The sequence below is a fragment of the Alteromonas sp. ABH4_456 genome (assembly GCF_056160645.1).
Genome location: NZ_JBSWXO010000001.1, coordinates 445757 through 472387 on the forward strand (window position 1 = coordinate 445757; position 26631 = coordinate 472387).

At 49.3% G+C, this 26631-nt stretch carries 24 protein-coding genes and 5 tRNA genes; 20 read left to right on the plus strand and 9 right to left on the minus strand.

Annotated features, from left to right (window positions below):
- Nucleotides 1-3 precede the first annotated feature (3 nt).
- Nucleotides 4-1275 (minus strand): glutamyl-tRNA reductase, encoded by a 1272-nt coding sequence (gene hemA, locus ACXAG2_RS02035; protein WP_474864448.1) that lies wholly within the window; start codon nt 1273-1275, stop codon nt 4-6.
- A 141-nt stretch (nt 1276-1416) separates the two neighbouring features.
- Here hemA and lolB point away from each other — a divergent pair, with 141 nt between their 5' ends.
- The 4 genes from lolB to ACXAG2_RS02055 all read left to right on the plus strand — a co-directional run bounded on the left by lolB (nt 1417) and on the right by ACXAG2_RS02055 (nt 3949).
- Nucleotides 1417-2022: a lipoprotein insertase outer membrane protein LolB gene (gene lolB / locus ACXAG2_RS02040; protein ID WP_303574144.1), complete on the plus strand. Its 606-nt coding sequence runs from the start codon at nt 1417-1419 to the stop codon at nt 2020-2022.
- Complete coding sequence (ispE, locus tag ACXAG2_RS02045; protein ID WP_474864217.1) at nt 2007-2888, plus strand: 4-(cytidine 5'-diphospho)-2-C-methyl-D-erythritol kinase; 882 nt, start codon at nt 2007-2009, stop codon at nt 2886-2888. Before lolB ends, ispE begins: the two co-directional genes overlap by 16 nt.
- A gap of 5 nt (nt 2889-2893) precedes the next feature.
- A tRNA-Gln gene (locus ACXAG2_RS02050) sits at nt 2894-2969 on the plus strand.
- 32 nt (nt 2970-3001) lie between these two features.
- Nucleotides 3002-3949, plus strand: a complete 948-nt coding sequence (locus ACXAG2_RS02055) for a ribose-phosphate pyrophosphokinase (protein ID WP_119501754.1) — start codon at nt 3002-3004, stop codon at nt 3947-3949.
- 58 nt (nt 3950-4007) lie between these two features.
- Here ACXAG2_RS02055 and ACXAG2_RS02060 read toward each other — a convergent pair whose 3' ends face one another.
- Nucleotides 4008-4628: a flavin reductase family protein gene (locus tag ACXAG2_RS02060; RefSeq protein ID WP_474864218.1), complete on the minus strand. Its 621-nt coding sequence runs from the start codon at nt 4626-4628 to the stop codon at nt 4008-4010.
- 136 nt (nt 4629-4764) lie between these two features.
- On the opposite strand from ACXAG2_RS02060, the gene ACXAG2_RS02065 reads away from it, so the two are divergent.
- The 4 genes from ACXAG2_RS02065 to ychF all read left to right on the plus strand — a co-directional run bounded on the left by ACXAG2_RS02065 (nt 4765) and on the right by ychF (nt 7686).
- Nucleotides 4765-5190 (plus strand): hypothetical protein, encoded by a 426-nt coding sequence (locus ACXAG2_RS02065; protein WP_474864219.1) that lies wholly within the window; start codon nt 4765-4767, stop codon nt 5188-5190.
- A gap of 150 nt (nt 5191-5340) precedes the next feature.
- The gene (locus tag ACXAG2_RS02070; protein WP_119501757.1) at nt 5341-5970 is read left to right on the plus strand and encodes a 50S ribosomal protein L25/general stress protein Ctc; all 630 of its coding nucleotides are present in this window, start codon (nt 5341-5343) and stop codon (nt 5968-5970) included.
- A 5-nt stretch (nt 5971-5975) separates the two neighbouring features.
- Nucleotides 5976-6572 (plus strand): aminoacyl-tRNA hydrolase, encoded by a 597-nt coding sequence (pth, locus tag ACXAG2_RS02075; protein WP_119501758.1) that lies wholly within the window; start codon nt 5976-5978, stop codon nt 6570-6572.
- 22 nt (nt 6573-6594) lie between these two features.
- Nucleotides 6595-7686: a redox-regulated ATPase YchF gene (gene ychF, locus ACXAG2_RS02080; RefSeq protein ID WP_474864221.1), complete on the plus strand. Its 1092-nt coding sequence runs from the start codon at nt 6595-6597 to the stop codon at nt 7684-7686.
- Between the two features lie 120 nt (nt 7687-7806).
- Here the strand turns inward: ychF and ACXAG2_RS02085 are convergent, their stop codons facing one another.
- The gene (locus ACXAG2_RS02085; RefSeq protein WP_474864223.1) at nt 7807-9114 is read right to left on the minus strand and encodes a short-chain fatty acid transporter; all 1308 of its coding nucleotides are present in this window, start codon (nt 9112-9114) and stop codon (nt 7807-7809) included.
- Nucleotides 9115-9427: 313 nt separating this feature from the next.
- On the opposite strand from ACXAG2_RS02085, the gene ACXAG2_RS02090 reads away from it, so the two are divergent.
- The 5 genes from ACXAG2_RS02090 (at nt 9428) to ACXAG2_RS02110 (ending at nt 11404) form a co-directional block, all read left to right on the plus strand.
- Nucleotides 9428-9504, plus strand: a tRNA-Met gene (locus tag ACXAG2_RS02090).
- 35 nt (nt 9505-9539) lie between these two features.
- Nucleotides 9540-9624: transfer RNA gene (locus ACXAG2_RS02095), tRNA-Leu, on the plus strand.
- Nucleotides 9625-9628: 4 nt separating this feature from the next.
- A tRNA-Gln gene (locus ACXAG2_RS02100) sits at nt 9629-9704 on the plus strand.
- Between the two features lie 43 nt (nt 9705-9747).
- Nucleotides 9748-9823, plus strand: a tRNA-Gln gene (locus ACXAG2_RS02105).
- A 177-nt stretch (nt 9824-10000) separates the two neighbouring features.
- Nucleotides 10001-11404 (plus strand): alanine/glycine:cation symporter family protein, encoded by a 1404-nt coding sequence (locus ACXAG2_RS02110; RefSeq protein ID WP_474864224.1) that lies wholly within the window; start codon nt 10001-10003, stop codon nt 11402-11404.
- An 87-nt stretch (nt 11405-11491) separates the two neighbouring features.
- Here ACXAG2_RS02110 and ACXAG2_RS02115 read toward each other — a convergent pair whose 3' ends face one another.
- Entirely contained in the window at nt 11492-11671 is a 180-nt protein-coding gene (locus tag ACXAG2_RS02115) for a hypothetical protein (protein ID WP_119501764.1), read from the minus strand.
- The gene (locus ACXAG2_RS02120; RefSeq protein WP_474864226.1) at nt 11659-12837 is read right to left on the minus strand and encodes an FAD-dependent monooxygenase; all 1179 of its coding nucleotides are present in this window, start codon (nt 12835-12837) and stop codon (nt 11659-11661) included. Before ACXAG2_RS02120 ends, ACXAG2_RS02115 begins: the two co-directional genes overlap by 13 nt.
- A 250-nt stretch (nt 12838-13087) precedes the next feature.
- Between ACXAG2_RS02120 and miaB the strand changes: the two genes are divergently transcribed.
- From miaB to ACXAG2_RS02155, 7 genes are all read left to right on the plus strand, one after another.
- A complete protein-coding gene (gene miaB, locus ACXAG2_RS02125) occupies nt 13088-14524 on the plus strand; it encodes a tRNA (N6-isopentenyl adenosine(37)-C2)-methylthiotransferase MiaB (RefSeq protein ID WP_303575582.1) in 1437 nt (478 codons plus the stop codon).
- A gap of 29 nt (nt 14525-14553) precedes the next feature.
- The gene (locus ACXAG2_RS02130; RefSeq protein ID WP_119501767.1) at nt 14554-15615 is read left to right on the plus strand and encodes a PhoH family protein; all 1062 of its coding nucleotides are present in this window, start codon (nt 14554-14556) and stop codon (nt 15613-15615) included.
- Nucleotides 15616-15671: 56 nt separating this feature from the next.
- On the plus strand, nt 15672-16085 hold the full coding sequence (gene ybeY / locus ACXAG2_RS02135) for an rRNA maturation RNase YbeY (RefSeq protein ID WP_474864449.1): 414 nt from the start codon (nt 15672-15674) through the stop codon (nt 16083-16085).
- A 32-nt stretch (nt 16086-16117) separates the two neighbouring features.
- Entirely contained in the window at nt 16118-16975 is an 858-nt protein-coding gene (locus ACXAG2_RS02140; protein ID WP_474864228.1) for an HlyC/CorC family transporter, read from the plus strand.
- Between the two features lie 36 nt (nt 16976-17011).
- On the plus strand, nt 17012-18478 hold the full coding sequence (lnt, locus tag ACXAG2_RS02145; protein WP_474864450.1) for an apolipoprotein N-acyltransferase: 1467 nt from the start codon (nt 17012-17014) through the stop codon (nt 18476-18478).
- A 164-nt stretch (nt 18479-18642) separates the two neighbouring features.
- Nucleotides 18643-19905 (plus strand): Xaa-Pro dipeptidase, encoded by a 1263-nt coding sequence (locus ACXAG2_RS02150; RefSeq protein ID WP_474864452.1) that lies wholly within the window; start codon nt 18643-18645, stop codon nt 19903-19905.
- A 147-nt stretch (nt 19906-20052) separates the two neighbouring features.
- The gene (locus ACXAG2_RS02155) at nt 20053-20484 is read left to right on the plus strand and encodes an Hsp20 family protein (RefSeq protein WP_349587512.1); all 432 of its coding nucleotides are present in this window, start codon (nt 20053-20055) and stop codon (nt 20482-20484) included.
- On the opposite strand, the gene ACXAG2_RS02160 is transcribed toward ACXAG2_RS02155, so the two are convergent.
- From ACXAG2_RS02160 to carB, 4 genes are all read right to left on the minus strand, one after another.
- Complete coding sequence (locus tag ACXAG2_RS02160; protein ID WP_474864229.1) at nt 20454-21395, minus strand: tetratricopeptide repeat protein; 942 nt, start codon at nt 21393-21395, stop codon at nt 20454-20456. The two genes, ACXAG2_RS02155 and ACXAG2_RS02160, sit on opposite strands and share 31 nt — an antisense overlap.
- 303 nt (nt 21396-21698) lie before the next feature.
- Nucleotides 21699-22703, minus strand: a complete 1005-nt coding sequence (locus tag ACXAG2_RS02165) for an alpha/beta hydrolase (protein ID WP_474864231.1) — start codon at nt 22701-22703, stop codon at nt 21699-21701.
- 98 nt (nt 22704-22801) lie between these two features.
- Nucleotides 22802-23278 (minus strand): transcription elongation factor GreA, encoded by a 477-nt coding sequence (gene greA / locus ACXAG2_RS02170; protein WP_119501775.1) that lies wholly within the window; start codon nt 23276-23278, stop codon nt 22802-22804.
- Between the two features lie 126 nt (nt 23279-23404).
- Nucleotides 23405-26626, minus strand: coding sequence for a carbamoyl-phosphate synthase large subunit (carB, locus tag ACXAG2_RS02175; protein ID WP_474864233.1), 3222 nt, complete (start codon nt 26624-26626; stop codon nt 23405-23407).
- Between the last annotated feature and the right edge of the window lie 5 nt (nt 26627-26631).

The following is a 26631-nucleotide window of genomic DNA, read 5'->3' on the forward strand; positions in this document are numbered from 1 at the left end:
GTTTTACCCTTCTTTGTCCTGCCCGTTACCGGCAAGATCCATCGCCTGACCCAGCCATTGAGTCAGCGCGGCATTATTTTCGTGTGCAGCGTCCCGCAATACACGGGTAGGCCCGTGCATCAACGCATTGGTGAGTTTATAGGCCAGTTCCTGTACAACGTCTTCCGCGTTGCGGCCTTCCGACAACTGATTCATCGCCCGTGCGACCAGCTCATCTCTGGATGCCATGCCTTTCTGACGGTACTGACGCACCAAATCAATGGAATGCTGCGCCTGTTTCCAGCTTAAAAATACGGAGGCCTGATCATTGATGATTTTTTCAGCGTCCTGCGCAGCCATTTCACGGGAAGCAAGATTCTGCTCAACAATATGCTGCAAATCATCAACAGTATAAAGGTAGGCATCGCCGAGTTCATTAACCTGAGACTCAATGTCACGGGGAACCGCCAGATCCACAAGAAACATGGGCATGTTACGGCGCTGCTTCAAGGCCTTTTCCACCATCCCTTTACCAATCAATGGCAACTGGCTGGCTGTAGAACTGATGACAATATCAAAATCGTGAAGATGTTCAGGCAACTGAGACAGTGTGAGCACATCTGCGCCCAGATTCGCCGCCAGATTCTCAGCTCTGGCTACGGTACGGTTGGCAACGGCAAGACGCTGAACACCCTGCTCTTTTAAATGTTGGGCAACCAGTTCAATGGTTTCGCCGGCACCTACCAGCAATACTGAACGCTTTGGTAATGCGCTGAATATATGTTTGGCCAGTTGCACAGCAGCAAAGGCCACAGATACTGCGTTAGCACCAATTTCTGTTTCAGAGCGTACTTTTTTAGCCACAGAGAACGTGTGCTGGAATAACCGCTCGAACTCCGCCCCTACCGTACCGGAATGCTTTGCGTCACTGAATGCCTGTTTAATCTGTCCGAGAATTTGCGGCTCACCGAGGATCAACGAATCCAGCCCGCTTGCTACCCGCATAACATGCTTTACTGCGTCTTCCTGCTGGTAAAGATAGCTGTTCTGTTCAATATCTTCCCGTTTCACATCATGAAAGGCAGATAACCAATCGAGCAGCAATGCCGCCTCACCGGCCCCTTTCACGTAGACTTCAGTGCGGTTACAGGTAGACACGATGACAGATTCTTCAATACCGTCTATCTGCTTCAGCGAGGCGAGCGCAGACACCAGAGAATCCGGTGTAAAGGCGACTTTTTCGCGTAACGCAACAGGTGCAGTTTTGTGGTTTATTCCGAGGGCAGTAAGGGTCATCAATATTTATGCTGGCATCTTCGGAGCGGCATTGTACGAAAAACCCAAAATGATTGAAAGTACTCCTGAAACTGTGTTCCCATTAGATCCCTGAGTTTTGAAGCAATCAACCCGTTGCATTGCGTAGGATCATAATCGTTCATGATTTTCCGAATACTTTTTGCAGGTCTGTTTATCGCCCTGTTATCAGCCTGTACCACTCTGCCGGATGGTCCGGAGACCGCAGTAAACCTGCCTTCACAACTTGAGAAGCTGAAATCCGTCACCCGCTGGCAGATGAAAGGTAAGATGGCTATCCGCAATGAAAAAGAAGCTGTAAGCGCTCACGTAAACTGGAAAACCGATGAGCCCGATTTTAATTTCCGTTTAACCAATATGCTGGGTATTACCCTGGCGAATATCGATTTCAGTGACGGCATGGCTACACTGGAAGCTGACGATAAGCGCTGGCAGGACACCAGTCCGGCACGTCTGATATACCAGACAACCGGCTGGGATATTCCCGCCGGCAAGCTGCTCAACTGGGTAAAGGGGCTGCCTTTACGGGGCGACGACTACAAGCTCAACGATAAACAACTACTGGCTTCCCTTTCTCCGGGCTGTGAAGCCTGCGGCAACTGGCAAGTCAGTTACAGCAACTATGGTGAGGAAGCAGGACTGTGGTTGCCGCATCAGCTAATGCTTACCCGCACAGACAATACAAAAATATGGATAAAAATCCGGATTGATGAGTGGACCATACAGTAATGCAACACAGTGAATGGTGGCCCAGCCCGGCCAAACTGAATTTATTTCTTCATATCCTCGGTAAATACGATAACGGTTACCATCAGCTTCAGACCCTGTTTCAGTTACTGGACCGTGGTGATGAACTGGCTTTTGATGTCACCAAAGACGGCTATATCACCCTTAACCCGTCGATTCCCGGTGTGAATGATGAAGATAATCTGATTGTAAAAGCAGCCAGACTGCTACAGACACACACGGGAACAGACAAAGGCGCAAACATCCGGTTGAAAAAGTCACTGCCCATGGGCGGCGGTATTGGCGGTGGCTCATCTAACGCAGCCACAGTGCTGGTTGCACTGAACTACTTGTGGCAGTGCGGCCTGAGTACAGCAGAACTGGCCGGGTTAGGTCTGCGTCTGGGCGCCGACGTTCCTATCTTTGTTGAAGGCCGCACGGGTTTCGCCGGCGGTGTGGGCGAGCACATCAGTCCCGCTGATTTAGACGAACAATGGTATCTGGTTGTCAATCCGGGTATCCACGTGGGTACCGCTGATATTTTCAGTGAACCTGCCCTGCCCCGCAATACACCGGCCATGGAATGGCACAATTATACTTTCGCTGCAACGCATAATGATTGCCAGAGTATTGTCTGTAAAAAGCATCCGGAAGTTGCAATATTATTACAGTGGTTGCTACAATTCGCACCGTCGCGGATGACGGGCACAGGCGCGTGCGTATTTTCTGTATTTAGTGATGAAAATTCAGCCAGACAGGTTCTCGGGAAATTGCCCGCAGAATGGTCCGGTTTTGTTGCTAAAGGTGTGAATATGTCGCCATTACAACAAAAGCTAAAATACGTGAACGAAGCATCGGACATGAACTAAATTTTTGGGGTATAGCCAAGTTGGTAAGGCAGCGGGTTTTGATCCCGCCATTCGTTGGTTCGAGTCCAGCTACCCCAGCCACCTCCTTTATCAAACGCACCGAGGAAACACTTGTGCCAGATATGAAGCTCTTTGCAGGCAACGCCGTCCCCGAACTTGCCCATAAGGTTGCAGAACGCCTTTATACCAAACTTGGTAACGCCAGTGTTGGTCGCTTTAGCGACGGTGAGATCAGTGTAGAAATTCATGAAAACGTCCGTGGCTCGGACGTTTTTATTATCCAGTCTACCTGTGCACCAACCAACGACAACCTGATGGAATTGATTGTGATGATCGACGCCCTGCGTCGTGCATCAGCAGGACGTATTACTGCTGTTATTCCCTATTTCGGCTATGCGAGACAAGACCGTCGCGTCCGCTCAGCCAGGGTGCCAATCACAGCCCGTGTGGTCGCAGATTTTCTGTCTAACGTGGGTGTTGACCGCGTATTGACCATCGACCTGCACGCAGAGCAAATCCAGGGTTTCTTCGATGTACCGGTAGATAACGCTTTCGGTACACCTATCCTGCTTGCAGACATGGTTCAGCGTGATTTTGTTGACCCGATTGTTGTGTCTCCGGACATTGGCGGCGTAGTACGTGCCCGTGCAACGGCTAAACTGCTGAATGATGCAGAACTGGCAATCATCGATAAACGTCGTCCGAAAGCGAACGTTTCTCAGGTGATGAATATTATCGGTGATGTGAAAGACCGTGACTGCATCATTGTTGACGACATGATTGACACCGGCGGTACGCTGGCGAAAGCCGCAGAAGCCCTGAAAAATCATGGCGCGCGCAAAGTGTATGCTTACGCGACTCACGCTATCTTCTCAGGCAACGCGCCAAAGAACCTGAAAGAGTCGGTTATCGATGAAATCATTGTTACCGACAGTATTCCGCTGTCAAAAGACATGCAGGCAACCGGTAAAGTGAAGCAACTCACATTGTCTGAAATGCTGGCTGAAACGATTCGCCGCATCAGCAATGAAGAGTCTATCTCAGCGATGTTCGAATACTGATAGCTGCCGGTGAGCAGATTATTAACGGCCGGTGCTGAAAAACACCGGCTTTTTTGTATCAGCGGGGACGCAACATCTCAAACAGGTTTTCACTATCAATGGTGTAATAATCCCCTGCGCCACCCGCCCGCAGAAGGGGTTCTGCCCTGCCCGTTTTAAAAATACCGTCTTCAATCAGTGATGTTTTTATCTTCACGCCGGTCACTTCACCGAATACCATCCATGTATCACACAATTCACCATTGCTGCCCTGCAATTGTACGATTTGTGTTTTGCGGCATTCCATCACCACGCCACTTTCCGCTACATGGGGCGGTCTCACAGTGCGGGACTCGCCTTTTGTCAGCCCGGCCAGTTCAAACTCATCCACACTGGCATCGACCTGTGCACAGGTCTGATTCATCTGTTGCGCCAGCGGGACACTCACCAGGTTGTAGCAAAACTCTCCTGTCGCCTGAATATTTCTTAATGAATCTTTAAAGCCGATGCTGGAAAAACCAATAATGGGCGGCGTGTAATTGAATGCATTAAAAAAGCTGTAAGGTGCCAGATTAGCGATACCCTTTTCGTCAACAGTGGAAATCCAGCCGATGGGTCTGGGTGCAATAATACTGTTGAAGGGATCATGCTTCAGGCCATGACCCGCTGAAGGCTCGTAAAAGTGAAATTCTGAAGACATAGACTCAATCCTCTGAGTTTTAATAAAATAAAAAGGCACAAACAATAAACCGCATCCACCTGTTCATTGTCCGTTCAGGTCAAAACCGGCACAATGACAAAAAAGGTCTGCTGACCATAACTACGGCGGAGATATCATGATCAGACTTGTTTATTTAGCAGCGTTAGTCAGCCTGTGCAGTGCCTGTAGCGATGAAGCTGCGCCGGACGACGTGTCAAAAACAGAAACCGTCACCCTCAATGTGGTTGAGAACGTTACGAAAAATGTGACTGATAATATCGACAATAAGGCCACTGAAATGGAAAACAACATTACCTTGTCAGGAAAAATGGTCTATCAGCAGCATGAAGGCGGCTTTTTCGGTTTCATTACTGACACCGGAGAGCGTTACACCCTGCGCGGACTGGATAAATCTTACCGTCAGAATGGCATGAAACTGATTGTCGAAGGTCAGCCGCTGACCGGTATGATGACAACGACTCAATTCGGAACCGTTTTTAAAGTAGAAAAAGTGGTCAGTGCCGATGCCACAGCAGTCGCACCGCACCACAGTGAAATGTAATTGACGTTTGTATATCCTGCTTCGCGGTGGTAGAATTCGCCGCCCTTTTATTTCGGGGTACGGTTAATGAGCCTTGTTTATTGCCGTTATCGCGTGGGTTTTGGTCGCAAAAACTCACAAAAATAAACTAAATATATTGGAGACATATTAATGTCTGAAGCTATTTTTAACCTGGATGCAGTAGTACGTACTGACCTGGGGAAAGGTGCGAGCCGCCGCCTGCGTCATGCTGATAAAGTTCCTGCAATCCTGTACGGTGGCGAAGAAGCCCCTGTTGCACTGACTCTTGATCACAACAAACTGAACAACGCTGCTGATTTCGAAGCATTCTACTCTCACGTTCTGACTCTGAACATTGACGGTCAGAAAGTTGAAGCGTTAGTTAAAGACATGCAACGTCACCCGTACAAGCCTAAGATCACTCACGTTGACTTCCAACGCGTTATCGCTGGCGAAGAGCTGCACACCAGCGTTCCTCTGCACTTCATCAATGAAGAAAAATCTGCTGCTATCAAAGCTGGCGGTATTGCAGAGCACCACGTAAACGAGATCGAAATCACGTGTCTGCCTAAAGATCTGCCTGAGTTCATCGAAGTAGATATGGCTGCAGTTGAAATGGATGCTACCGTTCACCTGTCTGACCTGACTCTGCCTGCAGGCGTTTCGTCTGTTGAACTGGCTAAAGGTGATGATGCACACAACTTAGCAGTTGTTACTGTTAAGCCTGCTCCTAAAGCACCTGAAGCAGAAGAAGGCGAAGAAGACGCAGCTGAGGAATAATCAGCTTGTCGTCAGATATCCGTCTGATTGCGGGCCTGGGTAATCCGGGCCCGGAATATGAACATACCCGACATAACGCCGGCGTCTGGTTTCTGAACGAACTGGCAGCGCGTTTTAACACCTCCCTTAAGCCTGAAAGTAAGTTTTTTGGTCTCACTGGCCGGATAACTGTAGGCACTCAAGATATTCGTCTGATCTACCCGACTACTTACATGAATAAAAGTGGTCAGGCGGTAGCCGCAATGGCAAACTTCTACCGTATCCCTGCAGAGAATATGTTGATTGCTTTTGACGAGCTGGATTTACCTCCGGGAATCGCTAAATATAAAGTTGGCGGCAGCTCCAGTCAGAATGGCATTCGCGACATCGTCGCTAAAATGGGCAACAACAAAGATTTCTTACGCTTGCGAATTGGTATCGGTCACCCCGGCCATAAAAGCAAGGTAACCGGCCATGTACTTGGCAAACCACCGGAAAACGAAAAGCGGGCAATTGAAGATGCCATTGATGAAGCGGTCCGGTGTACAGAGATTTTAATTAAAAACGATTTAAAGCAAGCCCAGAACCGACTGCATAGTTTTAAAGCTGACGTTCAGGGCTGATAACTTAACAAGGGTCCAGCACATGGGTTTTAAATGTGGCATCGTTGGTCTGCCAAATGTGGGTAAATCTACCCTGTTCAACGCACTTACCAAAGCCGGAATTGAAGCGGCGAACTTCCCTTTCTGTACTATTGAACCGAATACCGGTGTAGTACCTGTACCGGACTTACGTCTGGACAAGCTGGCAGAAATCGTCAATCCGCAGCGCGTCATTCCTACTACCATGGAATTCGTGGACATTGCCGGACTGGTTGAAGGTGCTTCAAAAGGTGAAGGTCTGGGTAACAAGTTCCTGGCAAATATTCGTGAAACCGATGCTATCGGACACGTTGTGCGTTGTTTTGAAAACGACAACATTGTGCATGTTGCCGGTAAAGTCAGCCCGAAAGATGATATTGACGTTATCAATACCGAACTGGCACTGGCGGATCTGGAAACCACAGAAAAAGCCATTCACCGTGTAGCTAAGCGTGCCAAAGGTGGCGATGCCGATGCGAAGTACGAATTAAAAGTACTGGAAAAGATTAAACCGCATCTGGACGAAGGCAACCTGTTACGCTCTCTGGAACTGACCAAAGAAGAAATGGCAGCTATCAGCTACATGAACATGTTAACGCTGAAACCTACCATGTATATCGCTAACGTGAACGATGACGGATTTGAAAATAACCCGTTCCTCGATCAGGTAAAAGAAATTGCAGCTGCTGAAAATGCTGTAGTTGTTGCCGTTTGCGCTGAAATTGAAGCTGAAATTGCCGAGCTTGAAGATGATGAGCGTGAAGAATTCATGCAGGATATGGGTCTGGAAGAACCCGGTCTTAACCGTGTTATCCGTGCCGGCTACAACCTGCTGACTTTGCAAACTTACTTCACCGCAGGGGTAAAAGAAGTACGTGCATGGACATTCCCTGAAGGCTCAACAGCCCCTCAGGCAGCCGGTAAGATCCACACAGACTTTGAAAAAGGCTTTATCCGCGCAGAAATCGTTGGCTACGACCATTTTGTTGAGTTTGGCGGCGAGCAAGGCGCAAAGGATGCCGGTAAATGGCGTCTGGAAGGTAAAGACTATATCGTTAAAGACGGTGACGTCATTCACTTCCGTTTTAACGTGTAATCACACAGTCATTCAAAAACACCGCCTGATGGCGGTGTTTTTATTTGAGCGCTTTTTATCTTTAAGGAGTTACGCTGTGATACCGGCTAAAGCTGGTTAAACGGTGAGGCAGGCAGAGCGCTAAACCCAATACAGCACTGCGCCAATCACCACGCCGGTCAGTAGCAACTGCACCAGACAAAACCCCATAATATCTTTGGCTTTAAGCCCGGCAATCGCCAGCACAGGCAGCGCCCAGAAAGGCTGGATTAAATTCGTCCAGGCATCCCCCCAGGCAACACCCATTGCAACACGGCTGACATCGGCGCCCAGTTCCAGCGCCGCAGGAAGAACTACCGGCGCCTGAACCGCCCACTGCCCGCCTCCGGACGGCACAAAAATATTCACAATACCCGCAGAGATAAAACTCCAGACCGGCAGCGACTGCGCACTGGCAAGACTGATAAGCCATTCCGACAGACTCTGCGCTAAACCGGACTGAACCATGACAGCCATAATCCCGGCATAAAACGGAAACTGGATAACAATGCCCGCTCCGCCTTTCACAGCCTGATGCAAACTATGCAGTAATTTCCGTGGTGTCCCGTGTAAGACAATGGCGAGAAACAAAAAGAGACCGTTAACGATATTGAGGTTTAACGTGCCGCCGTTTATAAAGTACATAAGCAGATACGCCAGACCAGCAAACCCGGTAAGCTGGGCCAGAATAACGCTGTTTTCCAGTTTATCCGCCGGACGGGTATTTTCAGCCTCCGGCACAGGTTCATCTTCAAGTTTTGATGCCGGTACAATGACACTGTCTTCTTTCGATGGCAGCATTAAACGGTTTACCACCGGCATTACCACGAACAATATGGCGACCAGAACAAGGTTAAAGATGGCAAAAATAGTTTGTGATGTGTCGATAACGCCGATCTGATCAACAGAAAAGTGACCGGGCGTGGCAATGGTCAGTGGAACAGAGCCGGCAAGACCGCCATGCCAAACCACGAATCCGGAATAGGCACTGGCCACCAGCAAACGATAATCAACCTCAACCTTCCTTGCCAGCGCTTTGGCAAACAACGCCCCCACAACCAGACCAAAGCCCCAGTTCAGCCAGCTGGCAGCCAGCGATACCAGCGAAACCAGTAAAATAGCTTTGGGTGCAGAGTTTGCCAGTCCGGCCATTTTCTCCAGCCCGCCTTTTACCAGCGGCGTACTGGCCAGCATGTATCCGGTGACAAGCACGAGCAGCATTTGCATGGAAAAACTGAGTAGTGCCCATAATCCACTCCCCCATTGCTCAACAACCTGCTGCGGAGATTGTCCTTCAACAAGCACAGCTGCGGCAAAAACCACCAAAGTAAGCAATAAAACAAAGATATACGGGTCCGGCAGATAGCGCTCAACGAGTTTTACGAAGGGTGAAGCGACCTTATTCATCATATTTTTCTTCTTCCTTTAAGATCTGACTTAACAATTTACTCACATTATCGGATTTATTCGCAGATTTCAGGGAAAAAGATTTCACAACCGGCAAATTCATACCGCTAAGCCGGTTAATTAATCGCCAACACCGAGGGAAGAAATTCATAGCAAATGCCCTCGAATTGATCTCTTTTCCACCATTTTGACGCCATATTAAGCATTTCAGTACACATAGTGAGCACTTAAAAAAAGTTAGTAAAAAAGGGGTTGACGGTCGGGGGTCATATCCGCATAATACGCGCCACTTCCTGAGAGGGAAGAGAAAGAAAGAGGCTACGTAGCTCAGTTGGTTAGAGCACATCACTCATAATGATGGGGTCGCAAGTTCGAATCTAGCCGTAGCCACCACTTTCTTACAATATCTCTCAGGTATGTCTAGCTGCGCGGAAGTGGTGGAATTGGTAGACACGCTGGATTTAGGTTCCAGTGCTTCACGGCGTGAGAGTTCAAGTCTCTCCTTCCGCACCATTATTGGGGTATAGCCAAGTTGGTAAGGCAGCGGGTTTTGATCCCGCCATCCGTTGGTTCGAGTCCAGCTACCCCAGCCATTATTTCGTTATGTTGAATCCATTCAGCTAACACCCAGTTGATTGGGGTATAGCCAAGTTGGTAAGGCAGCGGGTTTTGATCCCGCCATCCGTTGGTTCGAGTCCAGCTACCCCAGCCATATTATAAAAAAACCAGTCTTTTGACTGGTTTTTTTATGCCTGTTTTTCAGTGTGTTGAAAATTCAAAAAACAGAGATATTTATGCAAACACGGGTTGTATAGCCTTTTCCCCCTGCCCTGTTCTGATAAGATAGCCGGACAATAAAGAAGATCTATTATAATAACAAGGAATTCATGTGATAAACGATATCGTATCGGCCGTAAATAATGTGCTGTGGGGTGACGGCCAGGTCCTTATCGTCATGTTGCTCGGGTGTGGTCTCTGGTTCACCTGGAAACTCGGCGCGGTACAACTCCGTCATTTCACCCATATGTTCTCGTTGATGAAAGGCAGTACTTCCACAACGAAAGAAGGTATCAGTTCATTTCAGGCATTGTGCACCAGCTTATCCGCCCGTGTAGGTACAGGTAACCTGGCCGGTGTGGCAGTAGCAATTTCTCTTGGCGGCGCAGGCGCTATTTTCTGGATGTGGGTTATTGCCTTTTTGGGCATGGCTACCGGTTTTGCCGAAAGCGTTCTCGGTCAGCTTTATAAGGTGAAAGATGAGAACGGTGAATACCGGGGTGGTCCGGCTTATTACATTAAACAGGGACTGAATAAAACCTGGCTGGCTGTGGCCTTTTCACTCTGTCTGTTTTTCGGTTACGGTTTCGTATTCAGTGCAGTACAGGCAAATACCATTACCGATGCACTGAACAACGCCTATAGTTTTAATCCGCTATATTCTGGTCTGGTAATTATTGCTCTGGCATCGCTCATTGTTGTGGGTGGTTTACGGGGTATTGCCCGCTTTGCAGAGTGGATTGTGCCCTTCATGGCTATTGGCTATGTGATAGCGGCGCTGCTTATTATGGCTTTCAACATCACTGAATTGCCTGCAGTACTCATGTCGATTATCAAGTCTGCATTCGGCTTACAGGAAGCCGGTGCCGGTATGCTGGGGGCTGCCGTGAAAAATGGTATCCAGCGTGGCCTTTATTCCAATGAAGCCGGTTCAGGCAGTGTACCTCATGCGGCAGCCAGTGCTGCACCTACACCAAATCATCCGGTATCTCAGGGCTACATTCAGATGCTGGGGGTTTTCGTTGATACCATGATCCTGTGTACCGCAACGGCATTCATCATTTTACTGGCAGGCGGTGAAGCAACGGGTCAGATGGAAGGTATTGGCATGACTCAGGCAGCGATGACGAAACACATCGGAATGGGTGGTGAAGACTTTGTTGCCGCAGCAATTTGCCTGTTCTCATTCACCTCGGTGGTTGCGAACTACGCCTACGGCGAAAGTAATCTGCATATGTTCAAACTGGACAACAAACCGGGCCGCATTGCCTACACTGCCGGCTACCTTGTTATGATCCTGTGGGGCTCTCAGGCAGCTTTGCCTACCGTTTGGGCAATGGCTGACATGGCTCTGGGATTAATGACAGTAATAAACATCATCGCCATTGTATGGATGACGCCCACTATCGTCTCCATCAGTAAAGACTATTTTACCAAACACGACCGTGGCGGGGACATGGAATACAAAACCGGTGACTGCGAAATTCAGGGTAAAAGCGAAGACGGTATCTGGTAATCCAAAAAAACCTTACGGGCAAGATCAACAAAACCGTGAGCAGGGCTCACGGTTTTGTTATTTTAACATCGCTGAGCAGCCTTGCTGTCAGCCCTGCATCATCATTCTTATTAGCTGAATAACCAGAGAAATCATCACCAGCGGCCAAATCCAGCGGCTGATTTTGCTTGCTGTTTCCGGACTCACCCGCATTTTGGAGCGTTCAATTAACGGCACAATAATAAACAGCGCCAGAAATAACACACCCAGTAAGATCAGAACTTCCATTCGTCCATCCCCATTGCATACTTCAATACCTGATCTTTCACCGGCCCGGCCATATCCGCACCTTTCAGCATCAGGTTTCTTAACCACTTAACTGGGGGTATTTTATTACTAAACAAGAGGTAAAAGCCGTCCATCGCCGACATCATCAGGGCGTTGTCTTTCATTCTCGGGCGTTCATATTCTGTTTTCAGTCTGTGGTAAAACTCATCACTTTGAGGTTTGCAGTCGCCGGTCAGAGCCAGTAAAACCGATACATCTTTAAAGCCGAGATTCACGCCCTGCCCTGCCAGCGGATTAATTGTATGCGCTGCATCTCCGGCTAATATAACGCCCGGCCGCACATAGTCTGAAGCATGTGAACGCGTGAGCACAAAACCGGCCTTACTGACGATACGGAATTCAGGTAAAAGACGGGGAAAATGACTAAGAATTTCCTCTGTTAACGCTTTGTCGTTCATGCCTTGCAATTGCTTTATACGTTCGCCGCTGTCGTACCAAATTAACGAAGCAAACTGGCCGTACATGGGAAGCAATGCTCTGGGTCCGGAAGGATAAAACTGCTGCCAGGTTTCACCCTCAAAAGCATCTGCACCTTCGATAATAATGCCCATTGCCTGCTGGCCGTACTGCCAGCCAGTGGAACCTATTTGCGCCAGCGCTCTCACACGGCTGCGGGCACCATCAGCCCCGATAAGGTAACGGCATTGTAAACTTTCACCGTTTTCCAGTATGACCCGTGTGATGGCCGTGGATTCATCAACCTCATAAGACTGCAAACTGGTTTGCGTTATCCAGTCCACCGGCAAATCCGCCAGAACACGGTGACAGCCTAACTGGATAAGACGGTTCTCAACAAAATATCCCAGTTGAGTCTGGCCGATACTTTGTGCATTGAAGCGGGTGGCCATATCCGGATTTTCCCACACAGACAAGGTATCGTAGGGCCGCACCCGCATGGCTTCAATGTGCTCCCATGCCCCCAGCGCCCGTAATAAATCCACCGACGTCAGGCTGATAGCAGACAAACGCAGATCCGGCGGCTGACCGTGTTGAAATGCCTGCGGCTGCACCGTTTCAATGATGGCAATTTTATATCCCTGCTGCGCCAGCCCTGATGCCAGCGCTGCGCCAACCATTCCACCACCATTGATACAAAAATCGTACATAACATCTCCTGAAGCGATAGCGCATTATGACCTAAACCGGCAGCGACTACCATGAAGCCAATGTCATACTGTTGCTATAGATCAGCAAGCTATACTAAACAGTATTAAACTGCGGAACAGATTTAAGGAACCACTGGGCAAACAGCTTCTCAACAGGTAAAATACGCGGCTATTTTGAACACTAGCCGGCTGTTTTACGGGTTTAGCCCGTGGTTTTTAATGCCGCAACACCTGAAATCGTGACGTGAATATGACCAAAAAGCTGTATATCAAAACCTGGGGCTGTCAGATGAACGAGTATGACTCGGAGAAAATGGCAGATCTGCTGGATTCTACCCACGGTTATTCGCTTGCGCAGGAAGCAGAAGAGGCGGACGTGATCCTGCTGAACACTTGTTCTATCCGTGAAAAAGCACAGGAAAAGGTGTTTCACCAGTTAGGCCGCTGGAAAAATCTGAAAAAAGACAAACCCGAACTCATTATCGGCGTGGGTGGCTGTGTCGCCTCACAGGAAGGCGACCATATCCGTCAGCGCGCACCGTTCGTAGATCTGGTATTCGGTCCGCAAACCCTGCACCGTTTACCGGAAATGATTAAGCAACTTCAGGGCGGTGCCGGTTCCGTAGTGGATGTCAGTTTCCCTGAAATTGAAAAGTTTGATTCACTGCCTGAACCCCGTGCAGAAGGTCCCACGGCTTTCGTTTCGATTATGGAAGGCTGTTCCAAGTACTGCACATTCTGCGTTGTACCCTACACCCGTGGTGAAGAAGTCAGCCGTCCGGTTGATGACGTGATTCTGGAAATCGCGCAGTTAGCTGAACAGGGCGTACGGGAAGTGAACCTGTTAGGCCAGAACGTAAACGCATTCCGTGGCGAGCATCATGATGGCACCATTTGCCGCTTTGCCGAACTTCTGGAAATGGTCGCTGCCATCGACGGCATTGACCGTATCCGTTACACCACGTCACATCCGGTGGAGTTCACCGATGACATTATCGCCGCGTACGAGACAATTCCCGAGCTGGTAAACCACCTTCACCTGCCTGTTCAGAGCGGTTCCGACCGTATTCTCAACATGATGAAACGTGGTCACACGGCACTGGAATACAAATCGAAAATCCGCAAGCTGAAGAAAGTACGTCCTGACATTTGCATGTCTTCAGACTTCATCATCGGCTATCCGGGTGAAACCGATGCAGATTTTGAGGCGACCATGGATCTGATTCAGGCCATCGATTATGACCTGAGCTTCAGTTTCATCTACAGCGCACGTCCGGGTACGCCTGCTGCTGATGCCGTGGATGATGTCAGCGAAGATGTGAAGAAGCAGCGCCTGCACCTGTTGCAGCAACGCATCACCCAGCAGGCATTACGCATTGCCCGTCATATGGTAGGCACGGAGCAGCGGATTCTGGTAGAAGGCCCGTCGAAAAAGAACCCGATGGAGCTGTCCGGCCGTACTGAAAATAACCGTGTAGTGAACTTTGAAGGTTCACCGGACATGATTGGCGAATTCGTGGATGTGAAAATTACAGACGTCTTTACCAATTCACTGCGTGGAGATGTGGTTCGCCGCGAAAAGGATATGGGCTTGCGTGTAGCAGTTTCGCCCCAATCTATTACAGCAAAGCGTCACGGGGAAGCGCCTGATGCACTGGGCGTGGGTCAGTTTGTCCCTGCCGTTTAAATTGATGAATAAGCGAGGAATAGCATAACTTGAGTACTCTGGTAAGCAACGAAGTCATATTAGAACCTGCTGACAATAAACGTCTGTCCAGCCTGTGCGGCCCGTTTGATGACAACATCAAACAAATCGAACGCAGGCTTGGTGTAGAAATCAGTTACCGTAATAACGCCTTTAAAGTGTCAGGCGAGGCCCTTCAGGCCAACGGTGTAGCAGAGCTGCTCAAGTTACTGTATATCGAAACTCAGCCTGTTAAAGGCCTTATCCCGCAACTGGAACCAGAGCAGGTACACCTGGCCATTCAGGAAGCACGCTTCCCTGAGCGCAGTGAATCAACGGTTTACGGCAAAGAAGTTAATATCAAAACCAAACGGGGTGTCATTAAGCCCCGTAATCCGAACCAGGCACAATACGTTGCCAACGTGGTTAATCATGATATTACGTTCGGTATCGGTCCTGCCGGTACGGGTAAAACCTATCTGGCTGTGGCCTGTGCAGTTGATGCCCTTGAACGTCAGGAAGTACGCCGTATTCTGCTTACCCGCCCTGCTGTTGAAGCCGGTGAAAAACTGGGTTTCCTGCCGGGTGATTTATCCCAGAAAGTCGACCCGTATCTGCGTCCCCTTTACGATGCCCTGTTTGAAATGCTTGGCTTCGAAAAGGTAGAAAAACTGATGGAACGCAACGTAATCGAAGTTGCCCCGCTGGCTTATATGCGTGGCCGTACACTGAACGATGCGTTTATCATTCTGGATGAAAGCCAGAATACCACCACTGAACAAATGAAAATGTTCTTAACCCGTATTGGTTTTAATTCCAAGGCGGTGATCACCGGTGACATCACCCAGGTCGACCTGCCCCGTGGCGTGCGTTCAGGGCTGAGAAACAGTATTGAAGTACTGGAAGGTGTATCTGACATTTCATTTAACTTCTTTAAAGCTGAAGACGTTGTGCGTCACCCTGTGGTGGCCAGAATCGTACAGGCTTATGAGAAGTTTGATGGTGAGCAGGAAAAAATCCGTCAGGCAAAACGTGCTGCCGCCGAACAGGAAAAGCAGCAAAATGCCGGTGACGACAGTAAGGACAAGCCGTGACGGCAGTCATCGATTTTCAGCAAGCTTATGCGCCGGAGGACTCCGTTTCGGCGCACATTCCAACAGAAGTTCAACTTTCTCTCTGGGCTAACACTATCTTCTCTCTACTGGATATCAGCGACAAAGAACTGACCATCCGCTTTGTAGATGAAGAAGAATCACAAGCCCTCAACAGAGATTACCGCGGTAAAGATAAGCCGACCAACGTACTGTCATTTCCCTTTGAATGCCCGCCGGGTGTACCGCTGAATCTGCTCGGTGACCTGGTCATTTGTGCGCCGGTTATCAGCCGTGAAGCGAAAGAGCAGCATAAGCCGGTAGCCAACCATTATGCCCACATGGTGGTGCACGGTATTCTGCATCTGATAGGCTACGACCACATCGATGATGATGAAGCCGAAGAAATGGAATCTCTGGAAATTGAGATTTTAGCGCAATTATCCATTGACGATCCTTACCGGGATCTTTAACTTTTATATTTCACACACTACAAAAGACGATTATGAGCGAAGACAGCCCTCACTCTACCAACGGCTCGACGAACAAAAGTTGGTTAGATAAATTAAGACTGACATTTTCCGGCGAGCCGAGAAGTAAGGAAGATCTGGTTGGCGTTATTACAGAAGCCGAACAACGGGAACTGATTGACCCCCAGACCAGAGAAATGATTGAAGGCGTTATCGGTGTCAACGAAATGCGCGTACGGGATATCATGATCCCCAGAACGCAAATGACTACTATTGATATCGACCAGAAGGTAGAAGAGTTTCTGCCTAAAATTCTGGACACAGCCCACTCCCGCTTTCCTGTTATCAGCGAAGACAAAGACCATATCGAAGGCATATTACTGGCAAAAGATCTGCTCAGCTATGCATTCAGTCCGGATAAGGCCTTCGAGTTAAAAGATGTACTTCGTCCGGCGGTCATTGTGCCGGAAAGTAAACGGGTGGACGTACTGCTCAAAGAATTCCGCCAGCAACGCTACCACATGGCTATTGTTGTGGACGAATATGGTGGTGTATCCGGCCTGGTTACCATTGAAGACATTCTGGAACTGATTGTCGGTGAAATTGAAGATGAGTATGACATCGACGAAAACGGTACAGACGACATTAAACCACTGAATAAATCTACCTATACCGTTAAAGCATTAACGCCGGTGGATGACTTCAATGAGTTTTTCAAAACCACATTCGATGAAGAAGAAGCGGATACGATTGGCGGTATTGTCCTGAAAGCATTCGGGCACATGCCGGAAACCGGTGACGAAATTACCGTCAGCGATATTCACTTCAAAATTACCAACTCCGACAAGCGCCGTCTGGTGCAGCTCAAGGTTACCGTACCCTCCATGGAGTAATCTCCCCTGAAAGCGTTTATTCCCTATCTGTTGGCACTGTTTAGCGGTGCCAGTTTAACCTTTGCCTATGCCCCGTTTTCGCTCTGGCCTGTCACGTTCGTGGCGCTGGCCCTGGCGATCCGCCAACTGGTAAAAACGCAACATCCCTTCTTAACCGGCTGGTTATTCGGTCTGGGCTGGTTTGGTGCCGGCATCAGCTGGGTGCATGTCAGTATTGCTGATTTTGGCGGCTTGCCTGTGGTGTTGTCAGTAGGACTCATGCTCATCCTGTGCGGGTATCTTGCATTGTATCCTGCCATTGGGCTCTGGGCTGCAAGACGCTGGTTTCCTGCCAGGTTATGGCCGCTTGCCCTGCCATTTCTCTGGGTCGTTGCTGAATGGCTGAGAAGCTGGATGCTGAGTGGATTCCCCTGGTTATCGGTGGGCTACAGCCAAATCAACAGTCCGCTGGCAGGCTGGGCGCCGGTAGCCGGTGAAACCGGCATTACAGCGATTATTATTGCCCTCGCAGCAGCACTGGCAGTATTCAAAGTCAGAACCCAATGGCCGGCGATAGCGGTTATTTTTACAGTTAGCCTGGTATCAGGCTGGCTGCTGAAGAAAGTTAACTGGGTGGAAACTGCCGGCGTACACTCTGTTGCCATGGTACAGGGAAATATTGCCCAGTCACTGCGCTGGGTACCGGAGCAGGATATTCCCACCATGGAAAAATACCGTGGTTTAACCACGCCGTTGTGGGACAACGATCTGGTGATATGGCCTGAAGCTGCTGTCCCCAAACTGGAACTGATGGCGACAGACTTTCTGCAAGCCATGGACCGCCAGGCGGTAAGCACTGACACGGCACTCATTACCGGCATTGTTAATTACAACTGGGAGTCTGAAGAAGCATGGAATAATCTACTGGTGCTTGGCCGCAAAACACCGGACGATACGCAGGCCCGTTACCATTATTTCCATGCCAACCGGTATGCCAAGCATCACCTGCTTCCCATCGGTGAATTTGTGCCTTTTGAAGACATTTTAAGACCGCTGGCCCCGTTGTTTGATTTACCTATGTCTTCATTTTCCCGCGGAGACTTTGAACAAACAAACCTGATAGCCAACGGGATCCGCCTGGCACCGGCAATTTGCTTCGAAATAGCTTTTCCCCGTCAGGTTTCGGCCAATGTTCACAGCGATACAGACATGATCATCACGGTAAGTAATGACGCCTGGTTTGGTCACTCCCACGGTCCGGCACAACATCTGGATATTGCCCGTATGCGGGCAGTTGAAACCGGCCGGCCGGTACTGCGGGCAACCAACAATGGTATTACCGCGTTTATTAATGAAAAGGGCGATGTGACCTCTGTTCTTCCACAGTTTGAAGCTGGCAGCCTGGTGTCTGACGTCGCAGCTAAACATGGTCTTACCCCCTACAACCGAGCCGGAGATATACCGGTATGGTTTGTCAGCGGTCTACTGCTTTGTGTTGCGCTGTATCTCAGACGCACACATTAACCCTTCTAGCAGCGTGCTAGTGCTTTTCTGAGGCACAAGTACGCGTTCTTCTTCCTCTTTTTTGCGATGATTGTCAGCCAAATTTCCCGCTGATCGGGTAAAGTATGGCTGTTGACAGGACAGTTCCGGAAATGCCAATGAAAATCAAAAGAATACACACATACATGATGGCCGGTTCGCTGGCGCTTACCAGTTTATTTACGCTGGCTAATCCCCTTGTTATTACCGCAGATCGCATGGTCGATGTGAAAGCCGGTAAGGTTATCGAATCCGCCGTGGTGATTATCGAAGATGATGTGATTGTTCAGGCCGGCCACAGCAAAAAAATTGCCATACCGGACAATGCTGAAGTCATGGCGCTGGGTGATTACACATTAATGCCGGGTTTGATGGACATGCACGTTCATCTGACCAGCGACCCCACGAAACACGGTTACTCATCACTGTCTGTTTCCGTTCCCCGTGCTGCTATCACGGGTGTAAAGCATGCTAAAGATACGCTGATGGCGGGTTTCACCACTGTCAGGAACGTTGGCGCACCGGGTTTTACCGATGTGGCGCTGCGTGATGCCATCAATGACGGTGATGTTCAGGGACCGCGCATGTTTGTGGCCGGCCCTTCACTGGGTGTGACCGGAGGTCATTGCGACAATAATCTTCTCCCCTATGGCTATCACGATAAAAGCGAAGGCGTTGCTGATGGTCCGTGGGAAGTACGCAAGAAAGTACGTGAAAACATCAAATACGGCGCTACCGTTATTAAGTTCTGCGCCACCGGTGGTGTTTTATCTAAAGGTACAAAAGTCGGTGCCCGGCAGTACACCGAAGAAGAAATGCAGGCACTGATTGAAGAAGCCCATTTACGCGGCCTCACCGTGGCCACGCACGCTCACGGCACCAGCGGCATAAAAGCGGCAATCCGTTCCGGTGTGGACTCTGTAGAACATGTCAGTTTGCTGGATGATGAAGCCATCGAACTGGCGAAAAAGCACGGCACGTACTTTTCCATGGACGTGTACGTCACAGAATACATTCTCGGAGAAGGTGAAAAGGCAGGTATTCTGCCGGAAAGCCTCGCAAAAGAACGCATTGTAGGCACCAAACAACGGGAAAATTTCCGTAAGGCGGTGAAGGCCGGCGTCAACATGGTATTCGGTTCGGATGCCGGTGTTTACCCTCACGGGGACAATGGCAAACAGTTCGCCCGCATGGTGACCTGGGGTATGACACCCATGCAGGCCATTCAGGCTGCCACCATTAATTCGGCGACATTACTGAAACAACAGGAATCACTTGGCAGCATTGAAGCGGGCCGGAAAGCCGACGTCATTGCAGTAAAAGGCAACCCTCTTGATGATATGGCGCTGATGGAAGATGTAGGCCTGGTGGTCAAAGACGGACAAATCGTCAAATCCCTCGCGATGTAACCCTCCATACCAGCGGCAACTATCCCACTCGCCGCCGGTGCCGCTTTCTGACATAATCAAACCTTTACAGGCTGGTGCTTAAATAAGAGGCCGGCCTTTTATGTTGCCCGTTACGGGAACTCACGCCTTTTGCTTAACAGGACAGGTATGCCTACTATCGACTTAACTCCCCTTTACCGCTCTTTTATCGGCTCAGACCATCTGGCTACATTAATTGAAGCTGCAAACCGCGCAGAAAAGCAGAGCAGCTATCCGCCGTACAACATTGAACTGATTGACGAGTTTAAGTACCGCATCACCATGGCTGTAGCGGGTTTCAGTCAGCAGGACGTGATTGTGGAAGTGCAGGACAATACCTTACGGATTGCCGGTAAAAAGCTGGCAGACCCTAAACAGGCAGAGCGCAAGTTCCTGCACAAGGGCATTTCTGAGCGGGGTTTTGAACGTAAGTTCCAGTTGGGTGACAACGTAAAAGTGATTGCGGCCGATATGGAACTCGGCCTGCTGCATATTGATTTACAACGTCTTATCCCGGAAGCGAAAAAGCCTCAGCGCATTTCCATCGGCGGCGGAGACTGACCGGCTTGTGTCTGTAATTTCCGGTAAAGTGGCATATGATGTTTATGCACTTTACCGGGATCTATCTTAGTCAGCGCGGCGATAGCAGCCTCTTTCTTATCTTCGATAAAGTCCAATTCCGCCAGTCTCAGCCGGATATAAGTTTTATCGCCCGTTTCATACGTACCCAGCGCCTGGTCAAGGGCATGACCCGCCTGCTTCAAATAATATCGGGCCTGCTTATATTCTTCTTTGTGCAGATAGACAACACCCAGACTACTGTAAGCATTAGAAAGCTGTAGCGGCTCATTCTTATGCTCATGCGCTTCGGCCACATAGCCGTAGAATTGCAGTGCTTTGTCGTAATCCTTTATAAATAATGCTACGTGTGCGATTGCCATATGCAAAGGCGCTTTAGCATCAGGATTACGAATATTTTCAGTACGCCTTACCGCCCAGTCAGCCAGCTCGCTGGCAGCGTCATAATCTTTGAGGTAGTTGTGAAGAATAATGAGTTCTGCAAGACGCCGTGGATCAGGGGCATACTCTGCCGAACGCATAATTAAATCGCGGGCAAGATGAGCGTATTCTGTTCCCTGCTCTGTCTCACCGCTACTTAACAGCTTCTTGGCATAAATGGTGTAAACCACAATTTTGAAGACATCAGGGGCATCCGTCATGTCAGCATAACCGCTGAGTTCCTGACGGGTCAGAGACAGGTTATCCAAATCCCACCGTGCAGACAGGTTGTAGTACATCAACATGTACCAGTCCCGGCTTCCGGCAGCAGTATTTTTCAGTAACTGACGGGTTTCATTTTTACAGTCCACAGCACTGGCAAGACAACTGTCAAGACTGGTGTAAGACAACGCATTAACGCTTCCTGAAATCAGGAAAGACAAACTTATAATTATACGGATGGTGTCGCGCACGACTGGTTCTCCGTCTGGCAGACATCTAAAGCAATACTTCCTTACCAGTGCGCAAAAGGATGAAACTCTCTCATAAACCCTGCAGTCCTGAGACAACGTCGTTTATCAGAAAACTCATAGTAAGGTGTGATTTCCACACCGGCATAAACCTTTTATTTTTCCGTAATTATTTGTTCTGCATCTCCATTTGCGCCACATCGATGCATTATATCGTAAATAAAGCGTAAAAAGGCTTTTTAAATGAAGAAAAGACGACGAGTGCAGGCAGGGAAAGCCTGCACAGAAAGAGAATAAACGACAGTTTTACTGAGCGATGCGTGCAGCAGACAGTGCAGGCCGGTGATTACCCGCATGCTCCAGCCAGTTCATCAACACCTGATGTTCGGTATCGCTGATCCCGATGACTGACATATGCGTTTCGTCATCGTTTACGATTCGGGTAACGTTTGCCAGCTTTGACCAGCCGTTGACACGGCGAATGTTACTAACGAGATCCTGATCTGAACCGTAGGTGAGAATAGGCACATTCAGCGCAGGTAAATCTGCAAACATATCTGTCTGCTCAACAGAGAGCCCTGCCCGTTTCAGCGCCAGTTCTGCGCCGGCACGAATAGATGAATCTGGTACCAGCTTGCTTAAACGGGGTTTAAATGTATGGGCGACACCAATGGTAGCGCGGTCAAACCGGTCCATAGGGGCCAGTAATACCAGTCCGGCCACGGACTCCAGCTTTCTGGCTGTTTTCACCGCAGCTAAAGCGCCCATGGAGTGACCAACGAGATAAACAGGCTCTTCAGTGATATCCACGGTGTGGTCGATAAACTCGGCAAGTAAGTCTGCATCACGCACACCAAACCCCAGTGGTGCAGAGGACTCGCCCTGCCCCATTAAATCAGGTTCAATGACGCGGAATCCCAATGCCTGAAAATAGAAACCGGTACTCATCCAGCTTTCTTTTTTTGCGCCGTAACCGTGAAGTAAAACAACGGTGCCGGAAAATTGCCCGACATCACGGGGAGTAATCGTCACTTCCTTCAAAAAGCTGAACTGGTTACCAAAATCCCGCGATACGGTAAAAGACATACTGGGAAGCTGACGGGTAACAGCACCGCCATCTTTATAAGGAATACAATAGGATGAGCGCTCACTACACCACTGCTTCTCAACCACGCCCCATTGGGCATACATCTGGTCCAGTGTGGCCTGTTCGTAGTGAATTAATTGCGCGGGTGATTCGATGCGCTCTGCTACCATCCGTGAGCAGCCACTGAGTAATATCAGGACTAAAAGTAATAATGAATGTTTCACGAACGGTACCGTACTACACATCATTTGCCGTTGCGGCTTTATCCGCTGAGGGCGTTGGTTAAAGGAAGCGGAAAGCCAGAGACTTTCCGCCATCAATATCAGATATATTCCACTTCGGTGATTTCAAACTCGACAGTGCCTGCCGGTGTCTGGATATTTACCACATCATCCAGTTCTTTACCGATAAGACCACGGGCGATAGGAGAATTCACTGAAATCAGGTTATTTTTGATATCAGCTTCATCATCACCCACGATGCGGTAAGTGGTTTCAGCATCAGTTTCCAGATTCATAATGGTAACTGTAGTACCAAAAATGACCTTACCGGTATTATCCATTTTGGTAACATCGATGATTTGCGCGTTAGATAACTTTCCTTCGATGTCCTGAATACGACCTTCACAGAAACTCTGCTCTTCGCGCGCAGCATGATACTCGGCATTCTCTTTCAGGTCGCCGTGCTCACGTGCTTCAGCAATAGAAGCGATAATTCGCGGGCGGGTCACTGTTTTTAATTCATTTAATTCTTTGCGCAATAACTCTGCGCCACGAGCGGTCATCGGATACTGACTCATGGTGTTTCTCACTTATTTTGACTGGTCTGCTGACCTTTTGATCGCTGAGTTAAAAAAAGTGCGCCAACCGGCGCACTTTTCTAAAATATTGATTGCGCAGAATAGCGCAATTTCACACAACTGTCATCAGGCATTAATACGGGCATGCAGTTCCTGCACTGATGAAACCTTGTTACGGTCATCAGCAGATTTTGCACGAATCGTAGCGAATGCTGCATTCATTGTTGTGGTGTAAGTGATTTTATTCACTAACGCTTCACGTCGAATGTATACAGAATCCGTGATTGCCTGGCGGCCTTCCGTGGTGTTGATGATATAGCTGTATTCACCGTTTTTAATTGAATCAACGATGTTAGGACGTCCTTCAGACACCTTATTTACTACAGTACATTCAACACCCGCATCAATCAGGCTCTTCGCAGTACCGCTGGTCGCTTCAATCTTAAAGCCGGCTTCGATCATTGCTTTGGCAAGGTCGACAACACGGGCTTTGTCATTGTTACGTACAGACAGTAACGCTTTGCCTTCTCTTGGCAGCGGCGCACTGGCACCCAGGTTGGCTTTAGCATACGCTTCTTCGAAGGTATCACCCACACCCATAACCTCACCGGTAGAGCGCATTTCAGGGCCTAACAGCGGGTCAACACCCTGGAACTTAGCAAATGGCAGTACCACTTCTTTTACAGAGTAGAACGGCGGAATGATTTCTTCCGTCACACCCTGAGACTGCAGTGACTGACCGGCCATACAGCGGGCAGCAACCTTCGCCAGCGGTACACCTGTCGCTTTAGATACGAAAGGTACGGTACGGGCAGCTCGGGGGTTCACTTCAATCAGGTAAACTTCGCCGTCTTTGACAGCAAACTGTGTATTCATCAGACCCACAACACCCAGCTCTAACGCCATATCACGAACCTGCTTACGCATGGTGTCCTGAATATCTTTTGGCAGAGAGTGTGAAGGTAGTGAACAGGCAGAGTCACCAGAGTGAACACCGGCTTGTTCAATATGCTCCATGATGCCGCCGATAACCACTTCAGTGCCGTCACAGATAGCGTCGATGTCGACTTCAATCGCGTCGTCAAGAAAACGGTCCAGCAGTACAGGGGCGTCGTTAGACACTTTAACCGCTTCGTTCAGGTAACGTTTCAGATCTTTCAGGTCGTACACGATTTCCATCGCACGCCCACCCAGAACGTATGAAGGACGAACAACCAGCGGGAAGCCGATTTCTTCTGCACGGGCCAGAGCCTGTTCAATGTTGGTAACCGTTGCGTTAGCCGGCTGCTTAAGACCCAGCTTGTTCACCATGTGCTGGAAGCGCTCACGGTCTTCTGCACGGTCAATAGCTTCCGGAGACGTACCGATAATTGGTACACCGTTCGCTTCAAGGGCACGGGCCAGTTTCAGTGGTGTCTGACCACCGTACTGAACAATCACACCTTTAGGCTGTTCTTTTGCAACGATTTCCAGCACGTCTTCTAACGTTACCGGTTCGAAGTACAGACGATCTGATGTGTCGTAGTCGGTAGAAACCGTTTCAGGGTTACAGTTAACCATGATGGTCTCGTAGCCGTCTTCACGCATAGACAGCGCAGCGTGCACACAGCAGTAATCGAATTCGATACCCTGACCGATACGGTTAGGACCACCGCCCAGTACCATGATTTTATCTTTATCCGTCGGTGCAGCTTCACATTCTTCGTCGTATGTGGAGTACATGTACGCGGTGCTGGTTGAGAATTCAGCAGCACAGGTGTCAACACGCTTATACACCGGAGAGATACCGAAGCCACGGCGGATGTCGCGGATATCGCTTTCCGCAACGTTAGTCAGCTCAGCCAGACGGGCATCAGAGAAACCTTTACGCTTCAGCGCGCGGGTGAAATCTTCAGTCAGCGCGCTTACACCCTGCTCTGCCACCTGGTTTTCCAGTTTAATCAGTTCTTCTAGCTGTACCAGATACCAGCGGTCAACGTTGGTGTAAGAGAACACTTCGTCAACGCTCATCCCCATACGGAAAGCATCACCGATGTACCAGATACGCTCAGCGCCGGGATTCTGAAGTTCGTACTTCAGTTTGCTCATGGCTTCGTCGTCCTGCGGGTCCAGAATCGGGTTCAGACCCGTAGCGCCCACTTCCAGACCACGTAATGCTTTTTGCAATGATTCTTGCTGATTACGGCCAATCGCCATCACTTCACCCACAGACTTCATCTGTGTGGTCAGACGGTCGTTCGCACCGGCAAATTTTTCGAAGTTAAAGCGGGGAATCTTAGTCACAACGTAGTCGATAGACGGCTCGAAAGAGGCCGGCGTCAGACCACCGGTAATATCGTTAGCCAGTTCGTCCAGGGTATACCCCACAGCCAGCTTGGCAGCCACTTTCGCAATCGGGAAGCCGGTTGCTTTTGATGCCAATGCTGAAGAACGTGATACGCGCGGGTTCATCTCGATGATAACCATACGGCCAGTCTTCGGATCCACACCGAACTGTACGTTTGACCCTCCGGTTTCAACACCAATTTCGCGCAGTACGGCCATGGCCGCGTTACGCATAATCTGGAATTCTTTGTCGGTCAGCGTTTGTGCCGGTGCAACAGTGATAGAGTCACCGGTGTGAACACCCATGGCATCGAAGTTTTCGATAGTACAAACGATAATGCAGTTATCGTTTTTATCGCGAACCACTTCCATCTCGTACTCTTTCCAGCCAATCAGCGACTCGTCGATAAGCAGTTCATTGGTAGGAGAAAGGTCAAGACCGCGGGTACAGATTTCATTGAACTCGTCAATGTTGTACGCAATACCACCACCTGTTCCACCCATGGTGAACGACGGACGGATGATACAAGGGAAACCAATGCGGCTGAGTACATCGTGGGCCTGCTCCATAGAGTGAGCAATTTCAGCACGAGGGCATTCCAGACCGATAGATTTCATCGCTTGATCGAAGCGCTCACGGTCTTCCGCTTTATCGATAGCGTCTGCCGTTGCACCAATCAGTTCTACATTGAACTCTTTCAGTACGCCTTCACGCTCAAGATCCAGCGCACAGTTCAGTGCAGTCTGGCCGCCCATGGTAGGCAGTACCACATCAGGACGTTCTTTTTCGATGATTTTGCGTACCACTTCCCAGTGAATCGGCTCGATGTAGGTTGCATCAGCCATTTCAGGGTCAGTCATGATAGTCGCAGGGTTAGAGTTTACCAGAATGACGCGGTAACCCTCTTCGCGCAGTGCCTTACAGGCTTGTGCGCCGGAATAGTCAAATTCACAGGCCTGGCCGATAACGATAGGGCCGGCACCCAGAATCAGAATACTTTTTATGTCGGTACGTTTTGGCATTGCGG